The organism is Marinobacter shengliensis, assembly GCF_030297115.1.
Taxonomy (GTDB): Bacteria; Pseudomonadota; Gammaproteobacteria; order Pseudomonadales; family Oleiphilaceae; genus Marinobacter; species Marinobacter shengliensis.
This window is the reverse complement of the sequence record NZ_AP028062.1, coordinates 1,261,298-1,285,805: the sequence shown is the minus strand read 5'-3', so window position 1 is coordinate 1,285,805 and position 24,508 is coordinate 1,261,298. Positions and strand designations below refer to the sequence as shown.

The following is a 24,508-nucleotide window of genomic DNA, read 5'->3' as shown; positions in this document are numbered from 1 at the left end:
CACATCATTATAAAAAAGTCTCCCTATCCGAATATGGGGTTTTCTTCATAGAGCTTAAGTACTGATTCCGTTAGTATATGCCCACGTTAAAGTTCAATGGCGGAAAGGAAGCCGACGGCATGCCGAGATCTAGATATTTCATACACTTTCTCCCTGTCGCATTAATCACCTCTGTAAACTTGGTTGGTTGTAGCGGATATTCCGACTCAAAAAAAGACGATATGGTTCACAGGCAAATGGAGGCCATGGTCTTTGTTGAGGGTGGCGCATTCATGATGGGCAACCCTGGTGGCTGGGCAATGGGTGCGGATACCATTCCCGCCCATGAAGTGGTGTTGGATGATTTCTTTATCCAGAAGTATGAGGTGACTCAAGGAGATTACGAGATATTTTTAGACGCATCCGGCCACTCTATGAAAGCTCGCTTCTACGACGACAAACGCAAAGAATCCCCAGAACGCTTCAGCGCAGAGCTTCCCGCCCCAGTATCATGGCACGATGCAAAAGCTTTCTGCCTTTGGCTCGGAGAACAGTCTAACCAACCCGTTGACTTACCGACAGAAGCTCAGTGGGAGTACGCGGCGCGCTCTGGCGGAAAACCTGTTCGGCACGCTACAGATAATGGAGAAATAGAACCGGGACGTAACGTCAGCATTGCAAGCGGCCCGAAAGCAGCGCTCTACGGTGATAAACGAGCAATGCCGGATGCTCCCGGTCGTTATCCCCCTAACCCAGCTGGATTGCATGACATGACCGGCAATGCTGCAGAATGGGTCAACGACTACTATGCACCAGACTATTATCAGAACTCCGAGCGGATGAACCCACAGGGTCCAGAGTCAGGAGAGCCTGTCACTATCGCGCCAGGCCTCCAAGAACCTGAAAGGGTAATGCGAGGAGGTGACTACCAAGGCCCCATCATCAATAGCTCAACAGTGTCTCGCAGAGTGGTTCCAGAGTCGAGCATGCCCCTGAGTAGTGGATTCCGTTGCGTAAAAAACTAGACTCCGAACCACTCTAGATTAGGCGTATAAACCCGAAAGCCACTCTTCAGTCTCCTGAGACTTCGACGACCGATACAGAAAACGCAACACTAGATCAACATAGTTGCTCTTCAGATCAACCACGCCCCCTTTGCCGTTATCTGCACGCCCCATACGTCGAAGCACCTCCATAAACTCGCGATGGGACTGGATCGTACCCAGAACAAAAAATGCTGCGGATGCGAGCCGTTCAAGGTCTTCATTATTTTGTCGCATAGCTCTCGAGGCGTTGACTGAAAACATATATAGAACTTCTGCCTTAGTCTCGGGTGTATAGTTGGAAACCTGACCCTCACTCATAAGTCCACTTGCCGCTTCCAATGATTCCAAATAGCTTTCCTGAACCGATCTCCAATAATCTTGAAGGCGATCCAGAGGCCAGGCCGCAACTCCAATCAGATCTTCTCCACTGACCGCCTGAATCCGCTGAATCAAGGACAACATGGCAAACGCCCTGACATCCATCCATTCAAGAAACCGGAAATCCGATTGCTCCAACGACCAACGAACAAACTTAATAAGTTCAATCACCTGCGGACCATTCAGCTCTGCAGCTACCCCACCGCCACCTCCAGGGCCAAGAACCAGGTGCCCTTTTAAGGTCAAATAGAGCCGATTGCTTTCCGATAATCCGACCTTGAAATCAAAGCCCGCACCGACCCCTGCTGAAAGTGAAATCTCAGGTTTCACCTCTAACAAGGACTTGAACGCTTCATCGGCCTTGCCCCTCCGTTCTTGTTCTTGCGTCGAAACCTGCTCATCCTCCCCCGAGGACTGCCTATCTTGAACTGCGGCATACGCTGCCTTCCACTTAACACTAAACGCCGCCTCGTTCTGTAACGACGCCCCAGCAAATACCTCACCGTTGGCGTCGCCGGTAATACCTACATTTCCTGGAGCACTGGAGGCTCTAACATTAGCGGCCAAAGAAGCACAAGCTCCGGCAAATCCTTGAATTGAGTACTCCGCGTCGACCCGAAATAGTCCGCAATGCAGTGGAACAAGATCCCCCTTCTGATCCTGATATTTCAGGATAAGGGGCCTGCCGTTCACATCTGGCAGTTGAGCACTGAGAGATGCTTTGCCTTCAAGAAGACTGTAGGTCCCCTCCACCTTGCCCCCAATATACGCTTCTTTTTTGGCTGGATTGTAGGATGCGGCCAGTCCAGCTTGCGAGGCAAAACGGAACATTTGGGCCTCAGCCGCTGCTGAGAAACGACCATCCTCAGTAGAGATGTCTTCTTTAAACAACTCGATATTGAGCTGATTGAAAAAATTATCCTCCTTGCTTTTCCACTGAGCTAGCTTCAGTTTCAGCTCAGGGCTCGCACGAACTGCATCCCGCGCCTGCTCACTCGCTTCCCGGAATCGACTGGAAGACATGGCTTCCTTTACGTCAGCCATCGTCATAGGCCGCCAGCCCTGACGAAACTGCTGAAGACTCTCACGGGTAATATAGCGGTACCCAGGTTCTCCCGTTCGCTTGATCTCAACTACATTCCAGCTTCGTGTGTCGCCGACGTTCGGACTGGCGAAAACATCGTTGGAGGGAGGCGGGCTAGTTCCAACAATACGACTAAGCGCCGCTTCCTGCTCTACAAGAAGGCGTTTTTTCTCGCGCTGGAGTTCACGGTATTGATCCACTTCGCGTGTATCAATAAGGCTCCACAAGGATGGTGTTGGGTCACTGGTAACCAAGTAATGAACTGTTTCGCGCCACCATGCCGGAGCAGGCGCTGCTTCAATTTCCGCCAATCGCTGCTGCCGCTGCACCAATGCTCCAATCTCAGAATCTCTGATAAATTCAGGCCACTGAGTTCTCTCCCTTAGAACTGCAGATTCATGGGCCAACTGGGCCATCGTGTCCGAATCATAAGAATCGGATGCCTGAGCTACCCGATACGCAACTTCTGCCTCCAAGGCAGCTCGAAGAAACTGGAGTCGTTCATCAAGCGATTCATAGTTTGCCCGCTCGGCGCTCACCTCTTGACTGCGCGCATCCAAGACCGTTTCGATATCGGATAATGTCTGTTCGAGTTCATTCGACAGAGTCCGAAAGATCCTAACAGTAAGTAAATCCTTGGACTCATTAGACGGCCGACGGTGAAGTGGACTGAGAACGTCACGGCGCACTTGGTTCAGTTCACTTCGAATGCGTTCTCTTCGCCGCTCCTGCCTATGCAGACGCTCTTGAGCGAGCTGCCAACGAGCTCGATACTCCGCAATCAGCTCCTCGACCGTGGTGCTAGATGCAATTGGGGGAAGGGCATTGAGATCCTTTAAGGCCTGCCAGGCTTCAGTCTTAGCCTCCGCTACTCGCTCATCCGATTGGCCCTCTGCGCTCTGCAAGCCTATCAAGGGCAGTTGTAGTTCTTCGACCGCCGAAATCAAATCATTACATTGACGTTCCGTGAGAGCATGTACAGCCCCCTCCTCACCTGTGATGTGCACCAATTCAACGTACTCCAACTGGCATTCAGTGCATGAAGCATCGGTAGAGGTATTATCATTGGCAGATCTGGATGGAGGTAGGTTGCCCGGATTATGGGCGTCGCCATTTTCGGCGGGAAGATCCAATTTCCAACCTTCCTGAATTTGATCGGGATTCTCAATCATTGGATTGAGCTCCTGAATTTGCGATACCGATACGTTATGGAGCTGCGCAATCTGCGAGAGAGTATCACCGAATTGCACTTCATACTGTCGTGACATTAACTATCTTCCTCATACCTTCCATGGCTTCGAGCCGTTCACTGGCGGACAAATGCTCTTGACTCAATACCTCACGAAACCCAGTAGCGCAGTGAAATGCATCACCATGAAGGAGCGCTAGCCTTAACCAACGTTCCAAGCTTGATAGTTTCGAAAATCCAAAATTCTTCGCTTCAAGAAAACGCTCCAGAACCCACACAACAGGGTCTTCGTATCCGCTCAACTGATTTTCATAATAGAATGCATAGCCGCGTGATTCCGCCGCCAAACGGTATGCGGGCACAAGCTGAAGTTGCTCATCACTAATAACAATATTGTTAGTCTTGGAGGCAAAGCCCCCCTTACGTGATGGAGCCGATGAACGCCACACTTGGCCGTCATGCCAAATCAATCGCTCATCGGGCAACACAAGGCTCTCTCGTTGAGAGTTATCCATTACACAAAGCAGCGCCGCCAACATCCGAGGTTCGTAAAATCTGAGTAGTCGCTCCTGCGATGAATCCATGCAGAAAAGCCATTGCTGACTCCGCTGGAGCAGATCCGATGCCCCCAATGAAGACCCAATTAATACACCCAGGGAACGACGCTCCATGCGGGAAACAACCTGCTTACCAAACGCCTCACTGGATCGTAGATCAACCAAAACCGGTCCGTTGAACCAACTTGCCTGCCAGCAAGAACCCTCGAAAAGGCTCCACCATTCAATCGGCTCTTGATTCTGGCCACCATAAAGAAAGCTCATAAAATCAGGATCCGATGCCAAATCAATAATTGCGTAACTCGCCTCTTTCGGCTGTTCCCCTATGGGTGCGACACTATCCAGTGTGCTTATGTAGTTTGCAGCGTCCATTCTCATCATACTCGCAGCTAGAAACAGACAAACTGCCAGCGGCGGCAGCCTCTCTTAATAGGCTAATCCTCGATGGATTAATGCTAGCCTCAGGCCTCAGTGAGGGCGTTGCTAATTTCGGAGATTCGGCAACAGATTGTTCGTAAATCGCGGGTGATGCAGCCAACTCGGGAAGCTTCACCCCAACCCCACTACCACTCCCAGGCCCACCCCCGGAGTTCATCCGCACCAGCGGCCCAGAAATCGTCACCCCACTCGGGTCCACCTTCACAAAGCTGCCGCCGGCTTTAAGCGTTACCTCAGCGCCGGCTTCAATCACAATCTTCATACCGGCTTTGTGGTGAATCTCGGTACCGGCTTCCACCAGTTGGTTTTTGCCCTGCTTGCTGTGGTGGCTTCCGTTGATAGTGAGGCTGTAGTCGGCACCGATGCTTTCCCGGTGTTCGCCTTCGGTGGTGTGGTGGCTGTTGCCTTTGGTGTGGCTGAAGCGGTTGTTCTCTACCGTCAGGTGGCTGTCGTTCTTGATGACTTCCGTGCGGTTGTTTTCCGTCAGCAGGTCCAGGTCTTTCTGGGCGTGAACGTAGATTTGCTCTTGATCAGCTTCGTCTTCAAACCTGAGTTCGTTGCTGCCCTCACCCTTGTGGGTTTTGGTTTTTAATGTGGTCCGGGTTCTGTGTTCCGGCAGCGCGTAGGGCAGTGTGTTGGTGGCGTGGTAAGTCCTGCCGGTAATAATGGGCTGGTCCGGGTCGCCGTCCAGGAAGGACACAATCACTTCGTTGCCGATTCTGGGCAGGGCCATAAAGCCGTATTGGCCACCGGCCCAGCCTTGGGCGACGCGTAGCCAGGCGCTGGAGTGTTCGTCGTTTTTTGAGTAGCGGTCCCAGGGGAAACGGACTTTCACCCGGCCGTACTGGTCACAGTGGATCTCTTCACCCTCGGGGCCGGTGACGATGGCCATCTGGGGGCCGTCCATCATGGGTTTGTGTTCACACACTGGCCGCCATGTTTTATCGGCCGGAATGGCGGTGAAGTCATTGTGGTAGCTGGTGGGTTCACTGCCACCCTCTTCTTCCATCGCCTGGGGCTGTTTGCCGGTGTGGGTGATGGCGGTCAGCAGCCATTCCCGGTTCAGGCTCTGGCTGTCGTGTTCCTGCAGCTCGACTTTGGCGCCGGGGGTGAAGTCCGGACGGTTGCTTTCGCCCTGGGCTAGGGAGGCGTCGTTTCTCAGGGCGTCCAGTCTGGCCTGGGTGAAGGGCTGGCCACTGGCATCGGCCTTGTAGCGACCGGGGTAGTCGTAGTGTTGGTAGTCTTCTCGGTGGTTCACACCGCCCGCGCTGTGTTCGTGCATCAGGGCGTAGGCGGGGTTTTTGAAGGTGTAGTCCTTCATGGCCACGGAGGCGGCTTTGATGCGCTCTTCGTAGGCGAAGCTGAACACACAGGCCTGTTTGCTGCTGCCGCCGGCCTGGGTGTTGCAGGGCACCGGGTCCAGTTTCGGGGCGTCGCCGTGGTGGTCAGCGATGATTAATGCTGGTTGTTCTTCGCCATCCACGCTGCCGTGCTGGTAACGGTAGTGCCAGCCTTCTTCGGCGGCCAGTCGCTCAATGAACTGCAGGTCGCTTTCCCGGTGCTGGACGCAGTATTCCCGTTCTCCAGGGGGGCGTTTGAAATCAAACACGGTGTCGATAATGCCCCGCTCTTCGAGCAGGGTGCGCACGATGGCGTCGGTACTCTGGGTCTGGAAGATGCGGCTGTTGTGCATCAGGTCCAGGCGCCAGGCCGGGGGCTGGATGACCACTTCGTAGGCGGTGCGGCGGTGGCCGGTGTTGCCGCGGACGAATTCGTTGACCACACCGGTAAAGCGCCGCAGGGGTTGGCCATCTTGCCACACCACCAGGTCCACCGGCTGTTCCAGAACGTCAGCAGCGGCCACATCGGGGTCGGTGCTCGCCAGTTCTAACCGGCCATGAAACAAGGAAGACAGCTGTTCGGCCAGCTTAAAGCCAACTACCGAAAAGTGATCTGAGGGGAATTCGCCTACACGGGCGGTGAACTGCAATCCGCTTGCCTGGGGCATGACTTCGGTCCCTGAAGATTAATGATGAACTGCTTACTCGTCCTGAGCGTGCATGAGTATAACCAGTGTGGATTGTAAGGCCAACCTTGCATCTGCCCACATCTGCGACTTTTGTTGAACTCTGTGAACGGTTACTCTTGTCCCAATGCCTACAACAAGAGAGCAACCATGGCTATGTACACCATTGAAATCAATGAGACTTTTAATGTCCCTCGCAAAAAGGTATTCGCCCTGTTTGCAGATCACCAGCGTTTCGGAAAAATGCTTGGCGCACCGGTCAAACGGATCAAAGACAGTGACCAGGCAGACCCGAACGGCCTGGGCTCTGTTCGCAAGATCGGCATTGGCCCCCTCTCACTTGAGGAAACCGTACTGAACTTCGAGCCCGATACGCTGATTGAGTATGCCATCACCAGCATGAGCCCGATCAAGAACCATCTGGGCAGGATTCGCTTTTCGGAGACTCCGGATGGCCAAACCCAGCTCAACTACACCATCACCTTTGAAGACATAGTGCCGTTTTCCGGGAAGGTGGTCAGCGTTGCTCTGGAGCAGGGCCTGCGCCGAGGGATCAAGCGGGTCCCCAAGCTGGCCTGATGCCATGAGAGCCCCGGCCCGGGCAGCCGGTGTGACAAACCGTTACTTGATGAATATCAGATAATTGACCTGAGGCAACACTTCACATTTGTCAATTCTGTAACCTCCCGCGCAACTTGCAATATCCGGCCATCAGGGGGCCTGACCGGGCTTCCTGATGGCACAACCAATCCTCTGCGGGAGAGCGAAATGGCGGCTGAACCGATTGTGCTTTTCGACAACGGACACCACAAGTGCCTGATGTTTGATTCACTGGTGACTGGCGAAGGCGTCCAGTCGAACCAGTTCCTGGTTGTCGATGGCAAACATGAAGCCCTGATTGATCCCGGCGGAGACCTCACTTACACGCCGCTCTCGGTAGCTGCTTCGAAGTATATGAACATCCGCGATATGGATTATGTTTTTGCGTCTCACCAGGACCCAGACATCATCGGCGCCATCGATCGCTGGATTGTTCACACTCGCGCCAAGATTGTGACTTCCAAGCTGTGGGCCAGATTCCTGCCGCATCTGGTGTCCAGCTATGTCACCAATCAGCTCAGCGGAAGCGTTTACGACCGCATCGTCAGCATTCCTGATGGCGGCGCTAACGTCCGGTTCGGTGACAGCTACCTTCAGTGCCTGCCTGCGCACTTCATGCACTCCGTGGGCAACCTGCAGTTCTATGATCCGGTCTCCAAGATCCTGTTCTCAGGCGATCTTGGCGCCTCTATGGGTGGTGAAGATGACCACGAGCCGGTCAAGGATTTCGACAAGCACATCCCCAACATGATCGGTTTCCATCGGCGATATATTGCCTCCAAGAAGGTGTGCGGCCTTTGGGCCAATATGGTTCGCGGCATGGATGTGGCTATGATCGTGCCCCAGCACGGCAAGCGTTTCGAGGGACCGGTGATGGTCGACCGCTTCCTGAACTGGGTCAGCGAGATGGACTGCGGAATTGATCTGGTTTCACAGGATAACTACCGACAGCCGGTGGAATACGTCTGATTCGCTCTGTTTATCGTTCCGTGAATCACGGCTGGCGCGCAGCCCGTGCTCGTGCCAGCCATTCATCGGCCAGGTTTTCGTCTCTGGGTACACCCAGGCCCTGGCGATAGGCACTGGCCACTTCCTCCATGCCGATGGCGTCTCCGGCTTGAGCTGCTTCCAGATACCACTCGAACGCCTTTTCCAGGCTCTTCTCAGTTCCGAGACCGGCGGCATACATGTTGGCCACATTCAGCATGCCCTGGCTGTTGCCCCGCTCAGCCAGCTCGCAGTAACGATCAAACGCCTCGTCATATTGCCCCATTTTGTATACAGCATAGGCCTGCAATGCCTTGACCATATCCCGGGCTATGCGGGTTTGTTCATCATTTTCCTGGGCACTGATCCCCGTAACGGGTGCCAAGGCCATGACAATAACCAGTAAAACCGTTGGCCGGACAACGTTCATAGCGAAACTCCACCGAGACTGATACACCATGACACGCTAACAGCCGGTGCCCACCACGTCGCCGCTACCAAAGCATCATTCAACTGGTACCTTCGAATCACCAGCCAGCAAAATAGGCTGTCACCGAGGCCGCTAGTTGAGTAAAATCCGTCCTTTTACCGAGAGCACGAGAGGCACCACAGATGGGCAGAGCCTACCAGAACCGCAAAGAATCCATGGCCAAGACGGCCGCGGCAAAAACCAAGGTCTACAGCAAGTACGGCCGGGAAATCTACATGAGCGCCAAGTCTGGCGGCACAGATCCCCAGGCCAACCTGTCGCTTCGCGGACTCATTGAGCGGGCAAAGAAGGACCAGGTTCCCGCACACGTGATTGAAAAAGCCATCGACAAAGCCAAGGGTGGCGCGGGCGAAGATTACTCCCCGGCTCGTTACGAGGGTTACGGCCCCGGCAACTGCATGGTGATTGTCGACTGCCTGACCGACAACCCCAACCGCACTTTCGGCGATGTGCGCCTGGCCTTCACCAAAACCAAGTGCAAAATCGGCACCCCTGGTGTTGTGGCACACATGTTTGACCATTGCGCCATTTTCGCCTTTTCCGGCCAGGATGAAGAGGCCGTTCTGGAAGCACTGATGGAAGCCGATGTTGATGTAACCGACATCGAAAACGAAGATGGCAAGATCACGGTCTTTGCCCCCAACACCGAATACGCCAAAGCCAAACAGGCCCTGGAATCGGCGTTTGAAGGCATCGAGTTTGATGTTGACGAAATCCAGTTCCTGCCCAAAACCACCACCGTGGTGGAAGGCGACGATATTCCGATGTTCGAGAAGTTCCTCGACATGCTGAACGATCTGGACGACGTTCAGAACGTGTTCCACAACGCGGAACTCCCGGAAGAGTCATAAGAGTTGGAGCTGGCTATGGCTGGAACACAAACAACCCACAAAGCCCGCGTGGTGATCCTGAAAACCGGGTCTACCTACCCGCAGATCAGGGATCAGTTCGGGGACTTTGATGCCTGGTTTGCGCGGGCACTTTCCAGCCATTTAGAACTCACGATTGCAGACGTCACTCAAGCACCGCCGCCCGGGAAACCTGGTGACTGGCAAGGCATCGTCATTACGGGTTCACCGGCGATGGTGAGCGATCGTGCGGCCTGGAGTGAAACGACGGCAGCGTGGGTTCGGCAAGCGGTTGAAGCGGGCGTCCCGCTTCTGGGCGTGTGTTATGGGCATCAATTATTGGCCCACGCGCTTGGCGGCAAAGTGGATTATCACCCTGACGGCCGGGAGACCGGTACCCAGTCGGTTACCCTGTTTGACAGCGCCCAGCACGACCCACTGTTCAGCCAGCTGCCGAAACAGTTCCCGGCCCAACTGACCCACAAGCAGTCAGTAATAGAACTGCCACCGGGCGCTGTGCTTCTGGGCCGCTCCACCTTTGAACCCCATCAGGCCTTCCGGGTTGGCAAGAATGCCTGGGGCGTTCAGTTTCATCCGGAATTCGACGAACAGATCATGAAAGCCTACCTGGAAGTCCAATACCCTGATCTTGAGTCCGAAGGCCTGGACGCAAACGCCTTGCTGAGTTCCGTTCAGCCAGCACCGGAGGCCAGCCAATTGCTCCGACTTTTCGCCGACTGGGTGAAGACACAACAGCACTGAACCAGCACTCATGCCCATTCGATGGAACGAACCCACCATGATCCTCAAATTCATTGTCGGCGTTGTCCTGCTCAGCCTGATCGGCCTTGGCCTCTGGCACTCCTTCAAACCACTTCCGCCCGGCATTCGCTACCAGGGCGATGCGGCACCGCTGGAAGACGCTGAACTGCTGACAGACACCACCCGACATTTCAGTGACGGGCAATCAACGCTGGATCATGAGATATTCGACGAAATCTTCCGCCTGATCGAACAGGCTGAAACCTTTATCTTGTTGGACATGTTTCTGTTCAACAGCACCGGCCCCGAGGACATCCACCTTCGCCCCCTGGCCGAGCAGCTCACCCAGGCTTTGCTTGAGCGTAAGAATGCTCAACCAGACATGGATATTGTTCTGATTTCAGACCCCTTGAACACCTTTTACGGGGGCACCCACTCACCTCACTTTGATACGCTGTCTGCCGCTGGCATTGAGGTTGTTGTCACTGATCTCGAACCGCTGCGCGACAGCAATCCCGCGTGGTCATCCCTGTGGCGATTGTGTTGCCGGTGGCTGGGCAACAACCCGGATGGTGGCTGGCTGCCCAATGCCCTTGGCAACCAACCCGCCACCATCCGAAGCTACCTGGCGCTACCGAATTTCAAAGCCAATCACCGGAAGCTTCTGGTGGTCGACGAAGGCGACCGGTTACGGGCGGTTGTCACCTCCGCAAACCCACACAACGGCAGCAGCCGGCACAGCAATATCGGGCTGGCCTTCAGTGGCCCCGCAGTTATGGATGTTATCCGTAGCGAACAGGCGGTTATCCGGATGTCCGGTGCCGACAGCAGCACACTCGAGCGCTGGCTGGAACGGATGACTCAAGACAGCCAGCTGCCCGACCATTCACAGGGCACCCTCAAGCTTCTGACCGAATCCGCCATCCGGGACGCTGCTCTGGATATGATCAATCGAAGCCAGCCGGGAGAGCAGTTAGACATGGCCATGTTCTATCTTTCCCACCGCCCAATCATCAACGGGCTGCTGGAAGCACAGCACAGGGGCGTCGAGATCCGCCTGCTGCTGGATGCCAACAAGGATGCCTTTGGCCACGAGAAGAACGGCATTCCCAACCGACCTGTTGCCCGTGAGCTGCACGAGGCCGGCATTCCGGTGCGCTGGTGCAACACCCGGGGCGAGCAGTGCCACAGCAAACTTGTCATCTACCGTGGGCAGAATGAGCAAATCGAACTGCTGCTGGGCTCCGCCAACTTTACCCGTCGTAATCTGGATGACCTGAACCTGGAATCCAACGTGTGGCTGGCCGTGCAACAGGATGACCCTGTCGCGCAGAAGGCCAACGCCTTCTTTGACGACTACTGGACACACGGCCCGGACAACGAACAGGCCCTGAGTCTGCCCTATTCAGCCTGGGCCGATCACTCCAGGCTCAAATACTGGCAATACCGGATTATGGAAGCCACGGGACTCTCCACATTCTGAGCTTTAGCATGAAAGCGTGAACGTTTTGTATGTTGAATCAGTACACATTCCCATCTAAGGTTTTCTGATAACCCAAGAACCAAGGAGTCTGATATGAACAGCCTGAGACGTCACATGAAGCAGCTTTCCCTGATCATGGTCATCTTGATGTCATTCGCAACCACCTTCTCCGTTTCGGCCCATGCCGGCATGGTGGGCACAGGCGAGCTGATTCAGCAGCAACAGACCGACCTTGACCGCCAACAACTGCTGGACATGCTCGAAGACCAGAACGTGCAGGACAAACTGGCCCAGATGGGTGTCAGCGAAGCTCAGGTTGCCGAACGTATCCAGAACCTGACACCGGCTGAACTGGCAGACTTCGAGCAACAACTGGCTGAGGCACCCGCCGGGGAAGGCGTTGTTGGCGTTATCGTGCTGTTCCTCCTGGTATTCATCATCACTGACATGCTGTGTGCCACGAACCTGTTCTCCTTCATCAATTGCATTCGTTGACACCTTCCGCCCCCGCCAACAAGCCCGGCCTTGCCGGCAGGTTTGCAGCCCTTCTGGGGCTGATCCTGCTGGCAGGCTGTGCCAGCACACCGCCCTGGCCAGAAACACCAGCCCCCACGCCACAAGGCGATACGGTGCTGGACCAGGCGTTGCTGGATCATGTCCCTTTCTATCCTCAGGAAAAGTACCAGTGTGGGCCGGCCTCATTGGCAACCATGCTGAACACACAGGGCCTGGCAACGGACCCTGAAATCCTGAAAGAACTGGTTTACCTGCCCGGCCGCCAGGGTTCACTGCAAGTTGAAATGGTCGCTGGCGCCCGTTCCCACGACATGGTGGTGTACCCACTGAAGCCCAACCTTGAGGCGGTACTGGGCGAGGTGACCGCCGGCAATCCGGTTCTCATTATGCAGAACCTGAGATTTAACTGGTGGCCACAGTGGCACTTTGCCGTGGTGGTGGGCTACGACAGTGAAGAGGAAGTCCTGATACTGAACACAGACACCCGGCGCCATTACCGGATGCCCTACAAGGTGTTTCACGCCACCTGGAACCGGGCCGACCGTTGGGCGGTGGTCGTTCTGCCGCCAGACACACTGCCAGCAACCGCGGAAACCCTGCCCTACCTGCGAGCGGCCCACGATCTGGAAAGCACCGGCCACACCCGGGCCGCTCAGCAAGCCTATCAGGCCGCCGAACAGCAATGGCCAGACCAACCCGCACCGATCATGGCCCAGGGCAACCTGGCTTACGACCAGGGCAATGCCGAGAGCGCGGCATCACACTTCCTGCGCGCCGTTAACCGCTTTCCTGGCTTCTCGGAGGCCTGGAATAACCTGGCCTACGCCCTGAGCGCCCGGTCTTGCCCAGAGCAGGCCAGCAAGGCTCTGGCCTGCGCGGCAAACCTGAACCCGGAACGTTTTGGCCAGGCACCGGAGCTGCCAAAAGGCACAACCGGAGGTAGCCGAAGCTCGTGCCCGCCGATACCGGATTGCCCCGCTGACACGACAGAGCGCTAGCCCGGCTTGCGAATCAGCACCACGTCTTTACGAGGCACTTCATACTGCCAACCGTAGCGGCCAGCCAGCCAGGCGAACGTCTGTTCCCGATAAAACACCACGTGGGTTGGGTCGCGCCGATAGTGCCATTGATCAAACCGATCATCGTCGGTCTGGAAACACGTCATAATCCCCAGCCAGCCCCCCGGCTTGAGCAACGAATCCAGTTGCCTGAACACCTCAGCGGGGTGGTAAAGGTGCTCTACCACCTCGGTACAGGTGATGAAATCGTACTGTTGCTCAAGAGCCGACCTGGCAGGGTGGAAGAACGGATCGTACAGGGTCATGTCAAAACCCGCTTCCCGCATCATGTCCGCAAGCGCCGGCCCTGGCCCACAGCCGAAGTCCAGCCCCCGGGCACCATCAGCCAGCTTCGCCAACAGGGGCTCTGACAGCTTCGACAGAAACCGGCGATAGCCGGCGTCCCCGGTGTCATTGTTATGCAGCGCGTATATGGCGCGCTCCTCATCTGCCGTCAGGTGACACTCAGGCGCCATGACCGTTGCCAGGCATTGCCCGCAGCGCAGGTAGCGTTTTTCCATAACCGTGCGAAACGTCTGCAAAGTGCCCGAATCACACACCGGGCACAGGAGCCGGCCGCCATCACCCTCTACCATTTTGGCAATTCCCAACCTGTCGAAAGTTTCATTGTCATATCCGGCCATGAAACCAGTTTGTGACCAGCTGCCGGAAAGCCACTCCCTTACGGTGCCTATACTGGCGCCTGAAGCAGCCTGTAAAAGGCGTGAATAATAACAACTGTATGGTTTATGACGAAACGCCGGGGTAATCCGGCCCAGAGACAAAACATGGATACGTTGAACAGTCTTGCCCTGGAAGTGCCAATTTTGTCGGCCCGCTATGCTTACCGGTTCATCCGGTTCATGGAAAGCCGGGGCGTAAAGCGCCACACCATTCTTGAGGATACCGGCGTTACTGAAGACATGCTCGAAAGTCCTGAGGCCAGCCTGTCGATGAACCAGGTTCTGGCGGTGCTCGGTAAAGCGGACTGGTTAATGACCGATGAACGAGCCGCCTTCGAGTTCGGCCAGCAGCTGGATCTCCCAAGCCATGGGCTGCTGGGGTTTGCGGTGCTCGGCCAGGAGAATCCGCGGCGGTTGATCAGCATGATCGTACAGTATCTCCGGGTGGGGCTGCCGTTGATGGATATGGAACTGGCTTCCACCGGCTCTACCTTTCGAATCCGGCTGATTGACACCTGGGGGCTTGGGAACCTTCGCCCCTGCCTGACCAAAATTTACATGGGTAGCATTCACCGGGTATCCAGCCAGGTGTGCAGCCATTTCAGTTTCCAGTTCGACTTCCCCAGTGCCATACCCGAAGAGGACTGGAAACGGCTGGCGCCAGGCTGCGAGTTTGAATTCGATGCCAACGTAAGCCAGGTCACCATGCCACTCAATGGACTACCGATCCGAAAAGACGACGCCAGCCTGGAATTCCTGGTGGCCCGCACCCGCCACGACCGCAAACAGCAAACCCTGGAGGCCGACGAGACGGTCATGCAGGTGCGGGAACTGATCATGAGCCAGCCCGGCCGCCCCTGCACCACTGAAAACATTGCCCGGCGCCTGGACATCAGCCCGAGGACGCTCAGGCAACACCTGGCCAGCGCAGGCACCTCGTTCCGCGAACTGAGAAACGACATCCGGGAAAGCTTTGCCACGCTGTACCTGAAAGACACCAATGTGCCACTGGAATCCATTGCTGAAAAACTGGGCTTTAGTGATCAGGCCGGCTTCACCAAAGCTTACCGGTCATGGACCGGCCATACGCCCGGCGACGTTCGTCGCAAGGCACGCAAAAAAAAGTGAACAGGGTTCAGCTATTAGGTTGATGCTGTTCACGCTTTAGGCAATCCCTCCCCTCTTCTCCGTTTTGGACAAAAACCCTGCCGGGGCAAGCAATGACCCACGCCGCCCCAAGACCGTTAAATGACCCTGCACTCATGCGTGCCCCGCACGTGTGGCAAAGGGATCTTTGCAAGTCCGATTGAGCTGTCCGTCATCGGTGTTGTCTGCAACCCGACTACAACAACTACAGATAGACAGAGGACGAACTCATGAAACTCAGGAACCTCAATACGAGTGTCCGCAAGCTCGGCCCGGCCGTTGCGGCAGCGGCCTTGATGGCCGGTGGTGCAAGCAACGTAGCCGCAGAGCCGGTATCCATTGAACTGGCGTTCGAATGCCCGTTCCCCCTGATCGGAACCCAACCCATCCGCGCCCAGATCAGCGCAGACATTCCCACAGTGGCCAACGTTGGTGAGCCCACCCCGCAGTTTGAAGTCACCGCCATTACCGTAGTGAACGACGACGCCCGCACCGGGCTCAAGCTGGTTGGCTCGGAAACGGTCGAAGGCATCGCAACCAGCTTCAACACCGTGGTGACCGCCAATCGCAGTCTGGAACAGATTGTCGAACTGACGATTCCGCCCACATTCGTTCCCAATGTAAGCGGCGAATTCGATGTTCCAGCCTCAGGCCAGGCGCCTGAAGTGCTCTTTACCGAAGACGATATCGGTGAAGCTGAGATTCGCGTTGGCGGGCTTACCCTTGACCTGACAGCCCGCACCCCGAATGGCGATATTGCGCCGGCCCCCATCGGCGAGATTCTCACCGACTGCGTGCAACTTCCGGATCAGGACAATCTGCTGCAAACCATTCTGGTTAGCGGTGAGGTGTCCGAAGCGCCGCGTATTGGCGTAAACCGGGAAGACCTGGCCTTCGGAAACGTGCAAGCGGGTTTGACGGCAGAGCAAACCGTCACCGTTTCCAACACCGGTAATGCCGCGCTGGGCATTAACAACGTTGTCATCAGCGGCACCGATGCCGACGCCTTCCTGCAGACCAACAACTGCGCAAGCCTGGCTCCGAGTGAATCCTGTGACGTGAACGTGACCTTCGCTCCAAGCACCGAAGGCACTCGCAATGCAACCCTCACCATCGAGTCGACCGATGCCGACAACCCTGCGGTTGATGTGGCGCTGACCGGCCGTGGTGTACTGGCCCCGACACCTGAAATCGGCGTTAATCCAGACGCTATTGACCTGGGCCGAATCCAGCTGGGCCAGAGCGCATCGGCGGAAGTGACCATCAGCAACAGCGGTAACGAAGTCCTGCTGATTGACAGCATTGCGCTTGAAGGTGCCGGCGCTGCAGACTTTGTTCAAACCAACAACTGCACAACCATTGCCGCCAACGAAAGCTGTACCGTTGAGTTGAGCTATACCGCCAATGCGGTTGGCGTCAGCAACGCCAACCTGGTGATCCGTTCAGACGACCCGGAAACACCGGAAGTCAGCGTTCCTGTCTCCGCTGAGGCCTTTGAGCAAACCGGTTCAGAACTTGAGCTGCTACTCGGCCTGGAAGGCTCTACCTTCATTAAGTCCTCGGGCGGCACCCTGCCCCTGAACGGTTCCATTGCCACCCTGCTGGATCTGGCGACGGGCACCTTCGAGGCCGACCTGGAGCTGGACCCAACCTATGGCAACTTCTCCATCAAACTGCTTTTCAGCAGGCTGAATGCCTCAGCCAATGTTGAATTTGAACAGGCAGACGTCACCACCGGCACGCTGATCAACGGCAAGCTCACCGCCAACTCACAGCTGTACGTGAAAGTGCCCAAGGTGGCTATCAAGATTCTCGGCCTGCCGCTTCGGGTTGGAGGGGGTTCCGAGTGTATGACTCGCGAGCCCGTCAGCATCGACCTCGCTTCGGTTGAAGGCTCCAACTTCTCGCCAGCGACCGGCGGCACCGTCAACGGTGTCTACGATCTGCCACCGCTGGAGAACTGCGGACTGCTGACTGGTCTGCTCAACCAGTTCCTCACCGGTTCCGGCAACACCATTGAACTGGAGTTGACCCCGGAACAGTAAGGAAATCCGGCGTAGCCGGATAACACAGCCACAGCTGGCGATAGCCGGCTGTGGCTACGTCGTTGGAAACGTCGAATAACAAAACCAAAAAGGAACAATACAATGAAAAGCCTGAAAAAAACTGCGTTAGTGCTGGCCATGGCGGGCTTGCCGTTTGCCGCACAAGCCGACCTCAAGCCTCTTGACGACGCCCATATGGGCAACATCACTGGTCAGGCCGGTGTCACCATTGAGCTGGAAACCCGGGTGGACATCGGCGAATTCCGGTACACCGATGAAGGCTCACTATCCATCAAAGACATCAAGATTGGTGGCGCCAACCGTACAGATCTGTTCGAGGAGATCACCGATTTCCGCGACGCCCTGTTCGGTCAGACCAGTGATTTGATCGACAACATCAAGATCGATATCGACATCGCGGATGACGGTGACGCACTGATCAACATCTTCCCGATCACCGCGGCGCCGATCGATTTCGGTATCAGCACCGGTGACTGGACGCTGGAGGGTCATACCGATTCGACCTTACTGGCCAGCAACTTCAACATGGTGGGTGCCTTCACCAAGGTTGGCATCCGCGTTGATACCGCCACCGACACCCTCAACCTGAATACCCAGGTGGGCATCTCCGAGCTGAACGTTGATTTCGACTTCCTGGCCTTGGGCATCCGCGGCCTGAAGATGACCGGCGCTGACTACATGGGTACCCGGCTCGACGGCTCCGCCGCGAACCCGGGCGTTCTGACTCTTGGAGCCACCATTGATATGGACGTGTACAAGGGTACCCGCCTGGGTGGTGCCGGCGACGCCCTGGCCATCGACCTGAACACCTTCGCGGCGGACATGTCGATTGACCAGGTGTTGGTGGGCGGCACCTCTATCGGCTCGGTGATGATGGACAACCTGGTGGTTCAAGACACCACCATGCGCATCTACGGCCACTAAAACCGAAAAGCCCGGCGCTTGCCGGGCTTTCCCTCACTTTCTGAAAAAGCGTGGATTACGCTCGATAAACGAATCAATCCAGCGTTCCAGGAACGAGTTCCGTTCAGGGTTTTTCAGGTACCGCCAACCCAGAATTGAAATGATCAGCGCGCCCAGTGCGTCAACGATCAGATCCCACATGGTATCGGTCAGCCCGGAAGGGTCGCCCAGCATTGGCTTCTGCATGTTCATGCCAAACAGGCTGTCCATGGCAAATTCGAAGATCTCCCACAAGGCACCAACACCCAGCGCGAACATAAAGGCAAAGAACGCTACAAACCCGGGCTTCATGTGAACGTGGATCTTCTCGGTCTCGTTCATGATGTGAACCAGCAAGAAACCGAGAATCCCCAGCAGGAAGCCAGACATGGTATGCAGCGCCATGTCCCACCACCAGAACCGGTTGTAGTAGTCGTGAATCTCCCCAAGGAACAGTGACGCGAACACGAACCCAATGGCCGCCAACTGCAGTTCCGGGGGAATGTGAATACGGAACCGCCGCTCAAACAGTATCGGGAACAGCGTGATCACAATGATCATGCTGGTCAGGAAAGCGGTAAACCAGCGCTGCCCCCAGATCGCAAGCACCGCCTCAAGCAACAGAATGGATTGCAGAAACAGGGTGATTCTCTGATGAGTAATCCGAATTCTCATACCTTAATCCTGGTCGGTCAGCCCGGCTGCGGCCCGCAGCAGCTGGTCCATTTCCGAGGCATCCAGTGCCTCGGCTGAAATCAATTCCACCCGGGAAAGCTCGCTGGGCTCGCCCGGCAGGATGGTAACAGCGCCGTCCACAACGTTTACAACGCGCCAGCCATCCCGGGTATGAATAACGGCCTTGAAGCGCAGCAGCCGGTCATCCATGGCCATCGCCAGTATCACATTTTCCTCCAGCATCAACTCAGGATGAATCCGCCAGCCTATACTATTGTGACCTTGCCCCCGGTTGGTAACCCATTGCCATGGGTTCTCATGAATTGACGGCGGCGGTGGTGTATCCGCCTCCTTGCCATGGTGGTGATGGTGCGCATGAGGCTCAGACACCTCGGGTAACGCGGCCGTGCCATCAAGCCAGCCAACCGAAAGGTGGCCATGGTTGGTGTGATACACCGGACGGCCCTCCGGTGCAAGCCGGACCGCCCATTGATCAAATGCGTGCACCTGGTTGTCTGTGCACAAGTCCGTCTTGTTCGCGACCAATATATCCGCCGCCGCCACCTGGTCCCGGAACTGAACGTTGTCCTGCACCCTGGGGTCTTCCAGTTTACGGGGGTCGACCAGGGTGATCACCGGGCCCAGTTTCAAGACGTCCTGATAATACTCGCCCGTCAGGGTATCCAGAATCTGGGAGGGATGGCCAAGACCGGTGGGTTCGATCAACAGCCGGTCGGGCTTGGCCCGGGCAATCAGCTGGTTAAGGCCAATCTGCATGGGCAGGCCGGCAACACAACACATGCAGCCGCCGGGAATTTCCCGTACCACGGCTCCCTCGGTCTCCAGGATGGCGCCGTCGATCCCAACCTCACCAAACTCGTTCACCAAAACCGCCCAAACCTCGCCTTCCGGCTTCTGCCGGAGCAAATCAAGGATGGCGGTGGTTTTGCCTACACCAAGAAAACCAAGGATCAGATTGGTAGGAACAGGACGGACGGGATCAGACATGAGTGCGGCCTCAAAAGCGTTACAACATAACAAAAATGAGGCACCCAGTACCAGTGGGGGCGCAACAACAAAAGCCAAACCATTCGATCAGCTCAGAATCGCCATAGAAGCCAGGCCAAAGCAACGATTACAACAATAAACCAGCGAGCATAATGATCCGGCTTGTCCTGCTCGTCGCGCTGCGAGGCTGCTACCACCCGGTCGGATTCGTACTCATCAATCAGAACTCTGGCCCGGTAAACATCCTCATCGTCCACATGAACATTGCTGAATCCGGCAGCACCAATCTCCCCCATCGCACCCTGCAGGTAGTGCCCGCCCACATAGGTGTCGATGCCATTGGCCTCCAACATGCCGGCAACAATGTGTGCCTCGGTGATATCCCGGGCCCGATAGGCTATTTGCAAGATGACTTTCCTCTGTATGCTTGGCCATGGTACGAAGATAGTTTCAGCATAGTTCCCTTTTTACAGGGCCCCAAAAGGAAAACCCATGCTCTGGATTCTGCTCGCTGTTGTTGCGCTCATCGTTCTCTCAACCTTCTTGCTGTTCCGGGTGCATGACCTTTCCCACTACGATGGCGGTGACTGGGCGGTGCGGGAAGTGGCTCCGAACCCCGCCCACGACGAGGTGATGGAACGCATCAAAGACATGGGGCGAGCGTCCCGGGGCCTGAAGGGCAAAGCCCGCCTGATTGCACTCAGAAATCATCTGGACAGTCTCGGTGAAGGTGTAGAGGTTAAATCCGAGATTCGCCACAACGATCAACCCCGGGGCGAATGGGTGATTGCACCGGGTGCCGATACCCGCCGCCGGGTGCTCTACATTCACGGTGGCGCCTGGGCCGCAGGAAGCCCCCGCAGTCATCGCGCCATTACCGACCGGTTCTCACAACTGGCCAATGCGGCGGTGTTTGCGTTGGATTACCGGTTGATGCCGGAACACCGTTTTATGGACGGCATTCGCGACTGCCGCCAGGCCTATACCTGGCTGCTGAACCACGGCCCGGATGGCGAAGAGAAGGCGGAGTTCATGGTGGTAGCGGGCGATTCTGCCGGTGGAAGCCATACCCTGTCTCTGCTGGCCTGGATTCGGGACAATGGGGTGCGCCAGGCCGATGCAGCTGTTGCCCTGTCACCGTCCACAGACCTCACCCTGACCGCCCCCAGCAACCGGGAAAATATCCGTACCGATCCCTTACTTGGGCCGGTTTTCGGAGGGTTGTCGAAGATTCCGCTACCGGTACTCTGGTGGGGTACCCTGGCGGCGTTTCGCATTTCCCCCACCAATCCCGTGGCGTCGCCCCTGCGCGGAAACCTTAACGACTTGCCGCCCACGCTGATTCACGCCAGCAGCACGGAGATGCTGCTGGACAACGCCACCCGATATGCCGCCAAAGCCCGGGCCGAAGGCTCTCCGGTGCAACTTCACACCTGGCAGAACATGGTGCACGTATGGCACATCTTCTCACCCCTGCTGCCGGAAGCGGAACAAGCCTTTGAGGACATCGGTGAGTTTCTGAGCCAGGTGGAGACGCAACACGCCTGAGGTTGCCTCAGACGGGGGGCGCAGCCTTGTCGTTGCACTGACGGACCACGGAGGCCACGTCGCTCGCAGGCACCGGACGGCTGAACAGGTAACCCTGGAAGCGCCCGCAGCCCATCGCCACCAGCGTTGAGAACTGGGCTTGCTCTTCCACCCCCTCGGCAACCAGGCGCATGCGATGATTCTTGCCAATGGCAATGATGCTCTCGACCATGTTTCGGGCAGGCTCGTCATCAATGATGTTATCCACAAAGCTCTTGTCGATCTTCAGTTCATCGATCGGCAGCTTGCGCAACAGGCTCAGGGACGAATAACCGGTACCGAAATCGTCCATGGACAAACTGATGCCTTCGCGCCGAAGGTGTTCCAGCACTGGGATGACCTGGTCAAAACCTGCCATGAAAACCGTTTCGGTGATCTCCAGGGTCAGGTAGTGGGGGTGCACGCCATGCTTTTGCAATTCAGACAACACCAGATCGGCAAAGCCTGACTGCATAAACTGCATGGCGGAGATGTTCACCGACAGCTCCAATGGCATTCGCGCCTGGTCAAGAATCGTCCGGAAGTCTGAGAGACTCCGGCCCAACACATAGTTGCCGAGCTCCACCATCAAGCCACAGGATTCTGCCACTTCAACAAATTCATTGGGCGGCACATACCCGAGCTCTTCATCATCCCACCGGGCCAGCGCCTCAACGCCCACTACCCGGCCACAGGCGTCCAGCTGCGGCTGGTACGCCATAAATATCCTGCCCTGGTGAATAGCCCCACGAAGTCGCTGTTCAATGTGCACGCGCCGCAAATAGCCTGCCTCAAATTCGTTCCGGTACAGGCACACATCGTTGCGGGTCCTCTTGGCCTGGTATAGCGCCAGGTGGGCACTTCGAATAACGCTGTTGAATGAATCTCCGTGGTCCGGAAACGCAGCAGCCCCCACACTGGCGCCCAATTGGAGCCCCATTGGTCCGGTGGCCATATGGCGGGCCAGCCCTCGCAGCAGATCGCTACAGAATGCCAGCAGCTTCTCAGGCTCATGGATACGGCTGATCACTGCGAACTCATCACCGCCAAGTCGCGATGCGCCGTATTGTTCACTGGTCAGCTCACGTAAACACCGGGCGAACTCGCTCAGTACCTTGTCGCCGTGTTCCTGCCCGAATCGATCGTTGATACCTCGAAAATTATCGATGTCGAGCAAGACAACGCCAAAGCCCTCGTCGCGATTCACAAGCTGCTGGATCTGGTCAATCATGCCTACCCGGTTGAGTAACGACGTCAGGTCATCGTGACGAGATTGATACATCAGGGCCGAGCGGCGTTTTTTCTCTGCGCGCTCGATCTGGCGCACGAGATAGAAGAGCAGGAAGAATAGGGCGACAAACACCGCCAACAACACCAGGGCACGATCCAGAAAGGTACTCCAGACCGAACGAATATTGGATTCAGAAACAATCCAGAGTTCATAGTCCGGGGAATACCAGGCGCCACCAATGAACGTATCACCGTCTCTATGGCTGTAATAGATACTGGGTTCCGGGCTTACTTTCAGTTCCTCAAGAGACGCATCATTGGCCGCTATCAGGCCTTGCCTGTCCTCTTCACGCTGTTCCGGTGTCCGCTGGATGTGGGCGTACATATCCGGCGTGACGCCTTCGCTGGACATAAACTGCAAATAGCCATCGTGCTCCCGGAAGATCATCACAGAGTCGTCCGCTCCGGTGTGCAGATTGTTCCCGAACACCCCTTTTTCGCCATCGGCGCGGATTCCGGCAGACATCACCGCAATCACTTCGCCGCTGGCATCCCTTATGGCTTTGCGGGCGGGAATAATCCAGGCCCCGACCGCCGGCAAATAGTAGGTGCGGCCCACCACCAACCGATCAGACTCCATAGCCCGCTGGAAGCCGTCCCGGGATTCCTCCTGCTCCAACAGGTTCGGCATCAGGCTGACATCCACAGTGGATGTCACTTTCACCAATTGCCCATCCGGCAAGGCCATACCGAAACCTGCGAGCGCCGGGCTGGCCTCCATGATATTGTCGAGAAAGGGCAACACCTCGGGGGTGTCGTTGACAAGATCCAGGCGCACAAGCTCAGCGGCGGCTACGTCCAGGATCAACTCCTGGGTACGTAACACGTTGATGGCAGATTGACTGATTAGCTCAACGCGGGACTGATGGTGAGCTTCCTGGGCACGCAGTGTGGATTGCCAGATACTGGTCAGGATAAACGACAGGACAAGCACACCAACAGCAACAACCAGCCAGAACAACATCCAAAGATTGCGCTTGAAGATTCCCAAATTAACTCCGCCAGAGTGGTTGTTGTTAAAGCTATTCCTCTGTTACTGACGTGAGTATAGGCAGAAAAACGGACTTCGCACGATCACTTGAATTTCACAGACCTGAAAACGCCAGCTGCAGGGCGATGGCGAGCATCATCAAACCAATAACACCATCAATCACCCGCCAGGCGCCCGGCCGCGACAGTAACGGTGCCAGCGAAGAACCCAGCCAGGCCAGCCCACCAAACCAGATAACGGACGCGCTGCTTGCGCCTGCAACAAAACTGGGGGCACTCGATTGCTGAGCACCCACCGCAGGAATCAGCAATAAGGTATCCAGATAAACCTGAGGGTTGAGCAGGGTGACCGCCAGAGTAGTCAACAGCACGCCTTTCAGACTTCTTCGGGCCTCTGCCCCAGCTTGAAGCGCTGCCCTGCCCCGTCCAGCCCTGACAAATGCCTGAATCGCCAACCAGCCCAGGAATACCACACCGAGCCAGCGCAACATCTCCAGAGCTTCTGGCATAGCCATCAAGGCAGCGGTTACTCCAAACATACCCAGAGTGAACAGCAGGATATCGGACGTCATGCATACGCCGGCCGACCACCAGTGATGCTCGCGACGAACCGCCTGGCTCAGTACGTAGGCATTCTGTGCACCAATTGCGACAATAATACCGCCACACACCAGCAAACCGGTCAGATAACTTTCAAACAC

The 24,508-nt window shown here is 56.3% G+C and carries 22 protein-coding genes; 12 read left to right on the top strand and 10 right to left on the bottom strand.

From position 1 onward, the window contains the following. The first annotated feature begins 236 nt into the window (after nucleotides 1-236). Complete coding sequence (locus tag QUE75_RS05955; protein WP_171040063.1) at nucleotides 237-1,004, top strand: formylglycine-generating enzyme family protein; 768 nt, start codon at nucleotides 237-239, stop codon at nucleotides 1,002-1,004. Nucleotides 1,005-1,022: 18 nt separating this feature from the next. Here the strand turns inward: QUE75_RS05955 and QUE75_RS05950 are convergent, their stop codons facing one another. From QUE75_RS05950 to QUE75_RS05940, 3 genes are read right to left on the bottom strand one after another with little or no spacing between them, the layout of a single operon-like run. Continuing rightward, the gene (locus tag QUE75_RS05950; RefSeq protein WP_286254324.1) at nucleotides 1,023-3,755 is read right to left on the bottom strand and encodes a LysM peptidoglycan-binding domain-containing protein; all 2,733 of its coding nucleotides are present in this window, start codon (nucleotides 3,753-3,755) and stop codon (nucleotides 1,023-1,025) included. After that, a complete protein-coding gene (locus QUE75_RS05945) occupies nucleotides 3,739-4,605 on the bottom strand; it encodes a DUF4123 domain-containing protein (RefSeq protein ID WP_286254322.1) in 867 nt (288 codons plus the stop codon). The genes QUE75_RS05950 and QUE75_RS05945 overlap by 17 nt, the downstream gene beginning before the upstream one ends. Next, the gene (locus QUE75_RS05940; protein ID WP_286254320.1) at nucleotides 4,571-6,679 is read right to left on the bottom strand and encodes a type VI secretion system Vgr family protein; all 2,109 of its coding nucleotides are present in this window, start codon (nucleotides 6,677-6,679) and stop codon (nucleotides 4,571-4,573) included. The genes QUE75_RS05945 and QUE75_RS05940 overlap by 35 nt, the downstream gene beginning before the upstream one ends. A gap of 168 nt (nucleotides 6,680-6,847) precedes the next feature. Between QUE75_RS05940 and QUE75_RS05935 the strand changes: the two genes are divergently transcribed. Together QUE75_RS05935 and QUE75_RS05930 are read left to right on the top strand one after the other, a co-directional pair. Beyond that, a complete protein-coding gene (locus QUE75_RS05935; protein WP_058091690.1) occupies nucleotides 6,848-7,276 on the top strand; it encodes an SRPBCC family protein in 429 nt (142 codons plus the stop codon). A gap of 189 nt (nucleotides 7,277-7,465) precedes the next feature. Further along, nucleotides 7,466-8,266 carry an oxygen-binding di-iron domain-containing protein gene (locus QUE75_RS05930; protein WP_058091691.1) on the top strand — a complete coding sequence of 267 codons (801 nt, stop codon included), beginning with the start codon at nucleotides 7,466-7,468 and terminating at the stop codon, nucleotides 8,264-8,266. Nucleotides 8,267-8,291: 25 nt separating this feature from the next. Here the strand turns inward: QUE75_RS05930 and QUE75_RS05925 are convergent, their stop codons facing one another. Beyond that, nucleotides 8,292-8,714: a tetratricopeptide repeat protein gene (locus QUE75_RS05925; protein WP_106693641.1), complete on the bottom strand. Its 423-nt coding sequence runs from the start codon at nucleotides 8,712-8,714 to the stop codon at nucleotides 8,292-8,294. A 182-nt stretch (nucleotides 8,715-8,896) separates the two neighbouring features. Here QUE75_RS05925 and QUE75_RS05920 point away from each other — a divergent pair, with 182 nt between their 5' ends. From QUE75_RS05920 to QUE75_RS05900, 5 genes are all read left to right on the top strand, one after another. Further along, a complete protein-coding gene (locus tag QUE75_RS05920; protein ID WP_058091693.1) occupies nucleotides 8,897-9,625 on the top strand; it encodes a YebC/PmpR family DNA-binding transcriptional regulator in 729 nt (242 codons plus the stop codon). Nucleotides 9,626-9,640: 15 nt separating this feature from the next. Next, nucleotides 9,641-10,384, top strand: a complete 744-nt coding sequence (locus QUE75_RS05915; RefSeq protein WP_286254314.1) for a glutamine amidotransferase — start codon at nucleotides 9,641-9,643, stop codon at nucleotides 10,382-10,384. Between the two features lie 37 nt (nucleotides 10,385-10,421). Then, nucleotides 10,422-11,867: a phospholipase D family protein gene (locus QUE75_RS05910; RefSeq protein ID WP_286254312.1), complete on the top strand. Its 1,446-nt coding sequence runs from the start codon at nucleotides 10,422-10,424 to the stop codon at nucleotides 11,865-11,867. A gap of 135 nt (nucleotides 11,868-12,002) precedes the next feature. Beyond that, the gene (locus QUE75_RS05905; RefSeq protein ID WP_227510261.1) at nucleotides 12,003-12,362 is read left to right on the top strand and encodes a PA2779 family protein; all 360 of its coding nucleotides are present in this window, start codon (nucleotides 12,003-12,005) and stop codon (nucleotides 12,360-12,362) included. Beyond that, complete coding sequence (locus QUE75_RS05900; protein WP_286254310.1) at nucleotides 12,359-13,381, top strand: PA2778 family cysteine peptidase; 1,023 nt, start codon at nucleotides 12,359-12,361, stop codon at nucleotides 13,379-13,381. The genes QUE75_RS05905 and QUE75_RS05900 overlap by 4 nt, the downstream gene beginning before the upstream one ends. Here the strand turns inward: QUE75_RS05900 and QUE75_RS05895 are convergent. Then, nucleotides 13,378-14,037: a class I SAM-dependent methyltransferase gene (locus QUE75_RS05895; RefSeq protein WP_286254308.1), complete on the bottom strand. Its 660-nt coding sequence runs from the start codon at nucleotides 14,035-14,037 to the stop codon at nucleotides 13,378-13,380. The two genes, QUE75_RS05900 and QUE75_RS05895, sit on opposite strands and share 4 nt — an antisense overlap. 192 nt (nucleotides 14,038-14,229) lie before the next feature. On the opposite strand from QUE75_RS05895, the gene QUE75_RS05890 reads away from it, so the two are divergent. From QUE75_RS05890 to QUE75_RS05880, 3 genes are all read left to right on the top strand, one after another. Then, a complete protein-coding gene (locus QUE75_RS05890; RefSeq protein WP_286254306.1) occupies nucleotides 14,230-15,252 on the top strand; it encodes a helix-turn-helix domain-containing protein in 1,023 nt (340 codons plus the stop codon). A gap of 248 nt (nucleotides 15,253-15,500) precedes the next feature. Further along, nucleotides 15,501-17,315, top strand: coding sequence for a choice-of-anchor D domain-containing protein (locus tag QUE75_RS05885; RefSeq protein WP_286254305.1), 1,815 nt, complete (start codon nucleotides 15,501-15,503; stop codon nucleotides 17,313-17,315). A gap of 102 nt (nucleotides 17,316-17,417) precedes the next feature. After that, nucleotides 17,418-18,260: a DUF6160 family protein gene (locus QUE75_RS05880; protein ID WP_138437703.1), complete on the top strand. Its 843-nt coding sequence runs from the start codon at nucleotides 17,418-17,420 to the stop codon at nucleotides 18,258-18,260. A gap of 33 nt (nucleotides 18,261-18,293) precedes the next feature. Here QUE75_RS05880 and QUE75_RS05875 read toward each other — a convergent pair whose 3' ends face one another. The 3 genes from QUE75_RS05875 to QUE75_RS05865 form a co-directional block, all read right to left on the bottom strand. Continuing rightward, nucleotides 18,294-18,953: a hypothetical protein gene (locus tag QUE75_RS05875; protein WP_058090601.1), complete on the bottom strand. Its 660-nt coding sequence runs from the start codon at nucleotides 18,951-18,953 to the stop codon at nucleotides 18,294-18,296. Nucleotides 18,954-18,956: 3 nt separating this feature from the next. After that, on the bottom strand, nucleotides 18,957-19,961 hold the full coding sequence (locus tag QUE75_RS05870) for a CobW family GTP-binding protein (protein WP_286254299.1): 1,005 nt from the start codon (nucleotides 19,959-19,961) through the stop codon (nucleotides 18,957-18,959). A 92-nt stretch (nucleotides 19,962-20,053) separates the two neighbouring features. Then, on the bottom strand, nucleotides 20,054-20,368 hold the full coding sequence (locus QUE75_RS05865; RefSeq protein ID WP_106693628.1) for a putative signal transducing protein: 315 nt from the start codon (nucleotides 20,366-20,368) through the stop codon (nucleotides 20,054-20,056). An 85-nt stretch (nucleotides 20,369-20,453) separates the two neighbouring features. Here QUE75_RS05865 and QUE75_RS05860 point away from each other — a divergent pair, with 85 nt between their 5' ends. Further along, nucleotides 20,454-21,509 carry an alpha/beta hydrolase gene (locus tag QUE75_RS05860; RefSeq protein WP_286254298.1) on the top strand — a complete coding sequence of 352 codons (1,056 nt, stop codon included), beginning with the start codon at nucleotides 20,454-20,456 and terminating at the stop codon, nucleotides 21,507-21,509. Nucleotides 21,510-21,516: 7 nt separating this feature from the next. On the opposite strand, the gene QUE75_RS05855 is transcribed toward QUE75_RS05860, so the two are convergent. Next, complete coding sequence (locus QUE75_RS05855) at nucleotides 21,517-23,808, bottom strand: putative bifunctional diguanylate cyclase/phosphodiesterase (RefSeq protein WP_286254295.1); 2,292 nt, start codon at nucleotides 23,806-23,808, stop codon at nucleotides 21,517-21,519. Nucleotides 23,809-23,902: 94 nt separating this feature from the next. Continuing rightward, complete coding sequence (locus tag QUE75_RS05850) at nucleotides 23,903-24,508, bottom strand: LysE/ArgO family amino acid transporter (protein WP_286254293.1); 606 nt, start codon at nucleotides 24,506-24,508, stop codon at nucleotides 23,903-23,905.

What these genes read in the sequence shown, in the direction of transcription:
- QUE75_RS05955 (WP_171040063.1), top strand. Translation starts at nt 237, where the DNA reads ATGGAGGCCATGGTCTTTGTTGAGGGTGGCGCATTCATGATGGGCAAC.
- QUE75_RS05950 (WP_286254324.1), bottom strand. Translation starts at nt 3,755, where the DNA reads ATGTCACGACAGTATGAAGTGCAATTCGGTGATACTCTCTCGCAGATT.
- QUE75_RS05945 (WP_286254322.1), bottom strand. Translation starts at nt 4,605, where the DNA reads ATGGACGCTGCAAACTACATAAGCACACTGGATAGTGTCGCACCCATA.
- QUE75_RS05940 (WP_286254320.1), bottom strand. Translation starts at nt 6,679, where the DNA reads ATGCCCCAGGCAAGCGGATTGCAGTTCACCGCCCGTGTAGGCGAATTC.
- QUE75_RS05935 (WP_058091690.1), top strand. Translation starts at nt 6,848, where the DNA reads ATGGCTATGTACACCATTGAAATCAATGAGACTTTTAATGTCCCTCGC.
- QUE75_RS05930 (WP_058091691.1), top strand. Translation starts at nt 7,466, where the DNA reads ATGGCGGCTGAACCGATTGTGCTTTTCGACAACGGACACCACAAGTGC.
- QUE75_RS05925 (WP_106693641.1), bottom strand. Translation starts at nt 8,714, where the DNA reads ATGAACGTTGTCCGGCCAACGGTTTTACTGGTTATTGTCATGGCCTTG.
- QUE75_RS05920 (WP_058091693.1), top strand. Translation starts at nt 8,897, where the DNA reads ATGGGCAGAGCCTACCAGAACCGCAAAGAATCCATGGCCAAGACGGCC.
- QUE75_RS05915 (WP_286254314.1), top strand. Translation starts at nt 9,641, where the DNA reads ATGGCTGGAACACAAACAACCCACAAAGCCCGCGTGGTGATCCTGAAA.
- QUE75_RS05910 (WP_286254312.1), top strand. Translation starts at nt 10,422, where the DNA reads ATGATCCTCAAATTCATTGTCGGCGTTGTCCTGCTCAGCCTGATCGGC.
- QUE75_RS05905 (WP_227510261.1), top strand. Translation starts at nt 12,003, where the DNA reads ATGGTCATCTTGATGTCATTCGCAACCACCTTCTCCGTTTCGGCCCAT.
- QUE75_RS05895 (WP_286254308.1), bottom strand. Translation starts at nt 14,037, where the DNA reads ATGGTAGAGGGTGATGGCGGCCGGCTCCTGTGCCCGGTGTGTGATTCG.
- QUE75_RS05890 (WP_286254306.1), top strand. Translation starts at nt 14,230, where the DNA reads ATGGATACGTTGAACAGTCTTGCCCTGGAAGTGCCAATTTTGTCGGCC.
- QUE75_RS05885 (WP_286254305.1), top strand. Translation starts at nt 15,501, where the DNA reads ATGAAACTCAGGAACCTCAATACGAGTGTCCGCAAGCTCGGCCCGGCC.
- QUE75_RS05880 (WP_138437703.1), top strand. Translation starts at nt 17,418, where the DNA reads ATGAAAAGCCTGAAAAAAACTGCGTTAGTGCTGGCCATGGCGGGCTTG.
- QUE75_RS05875 (WP_058090601.1), bottom strand. Translation starts at nt 18,953, where the DNA reads ATGAGAATTCGGATTACTCATCAGAGAATCACCCTGTTTCTGCAATCC.
- QUE75_RS05870 (WP_286254299.1), bottom strand. Translation starts at nt 19,961, where the DNA reads ATGTCTGATCCCGTCCGTCCTGTTCCTACCAATCTGATCCTTGGTTTT.
- QUE75_RS05860 (WP_286254298.1), top strand. Translation starts at nt 20,454, where the DNA reads ATGCTCTGGATTCTGCTCGCTGTTGTTGCGCTCATCGTTCTCTCAACC.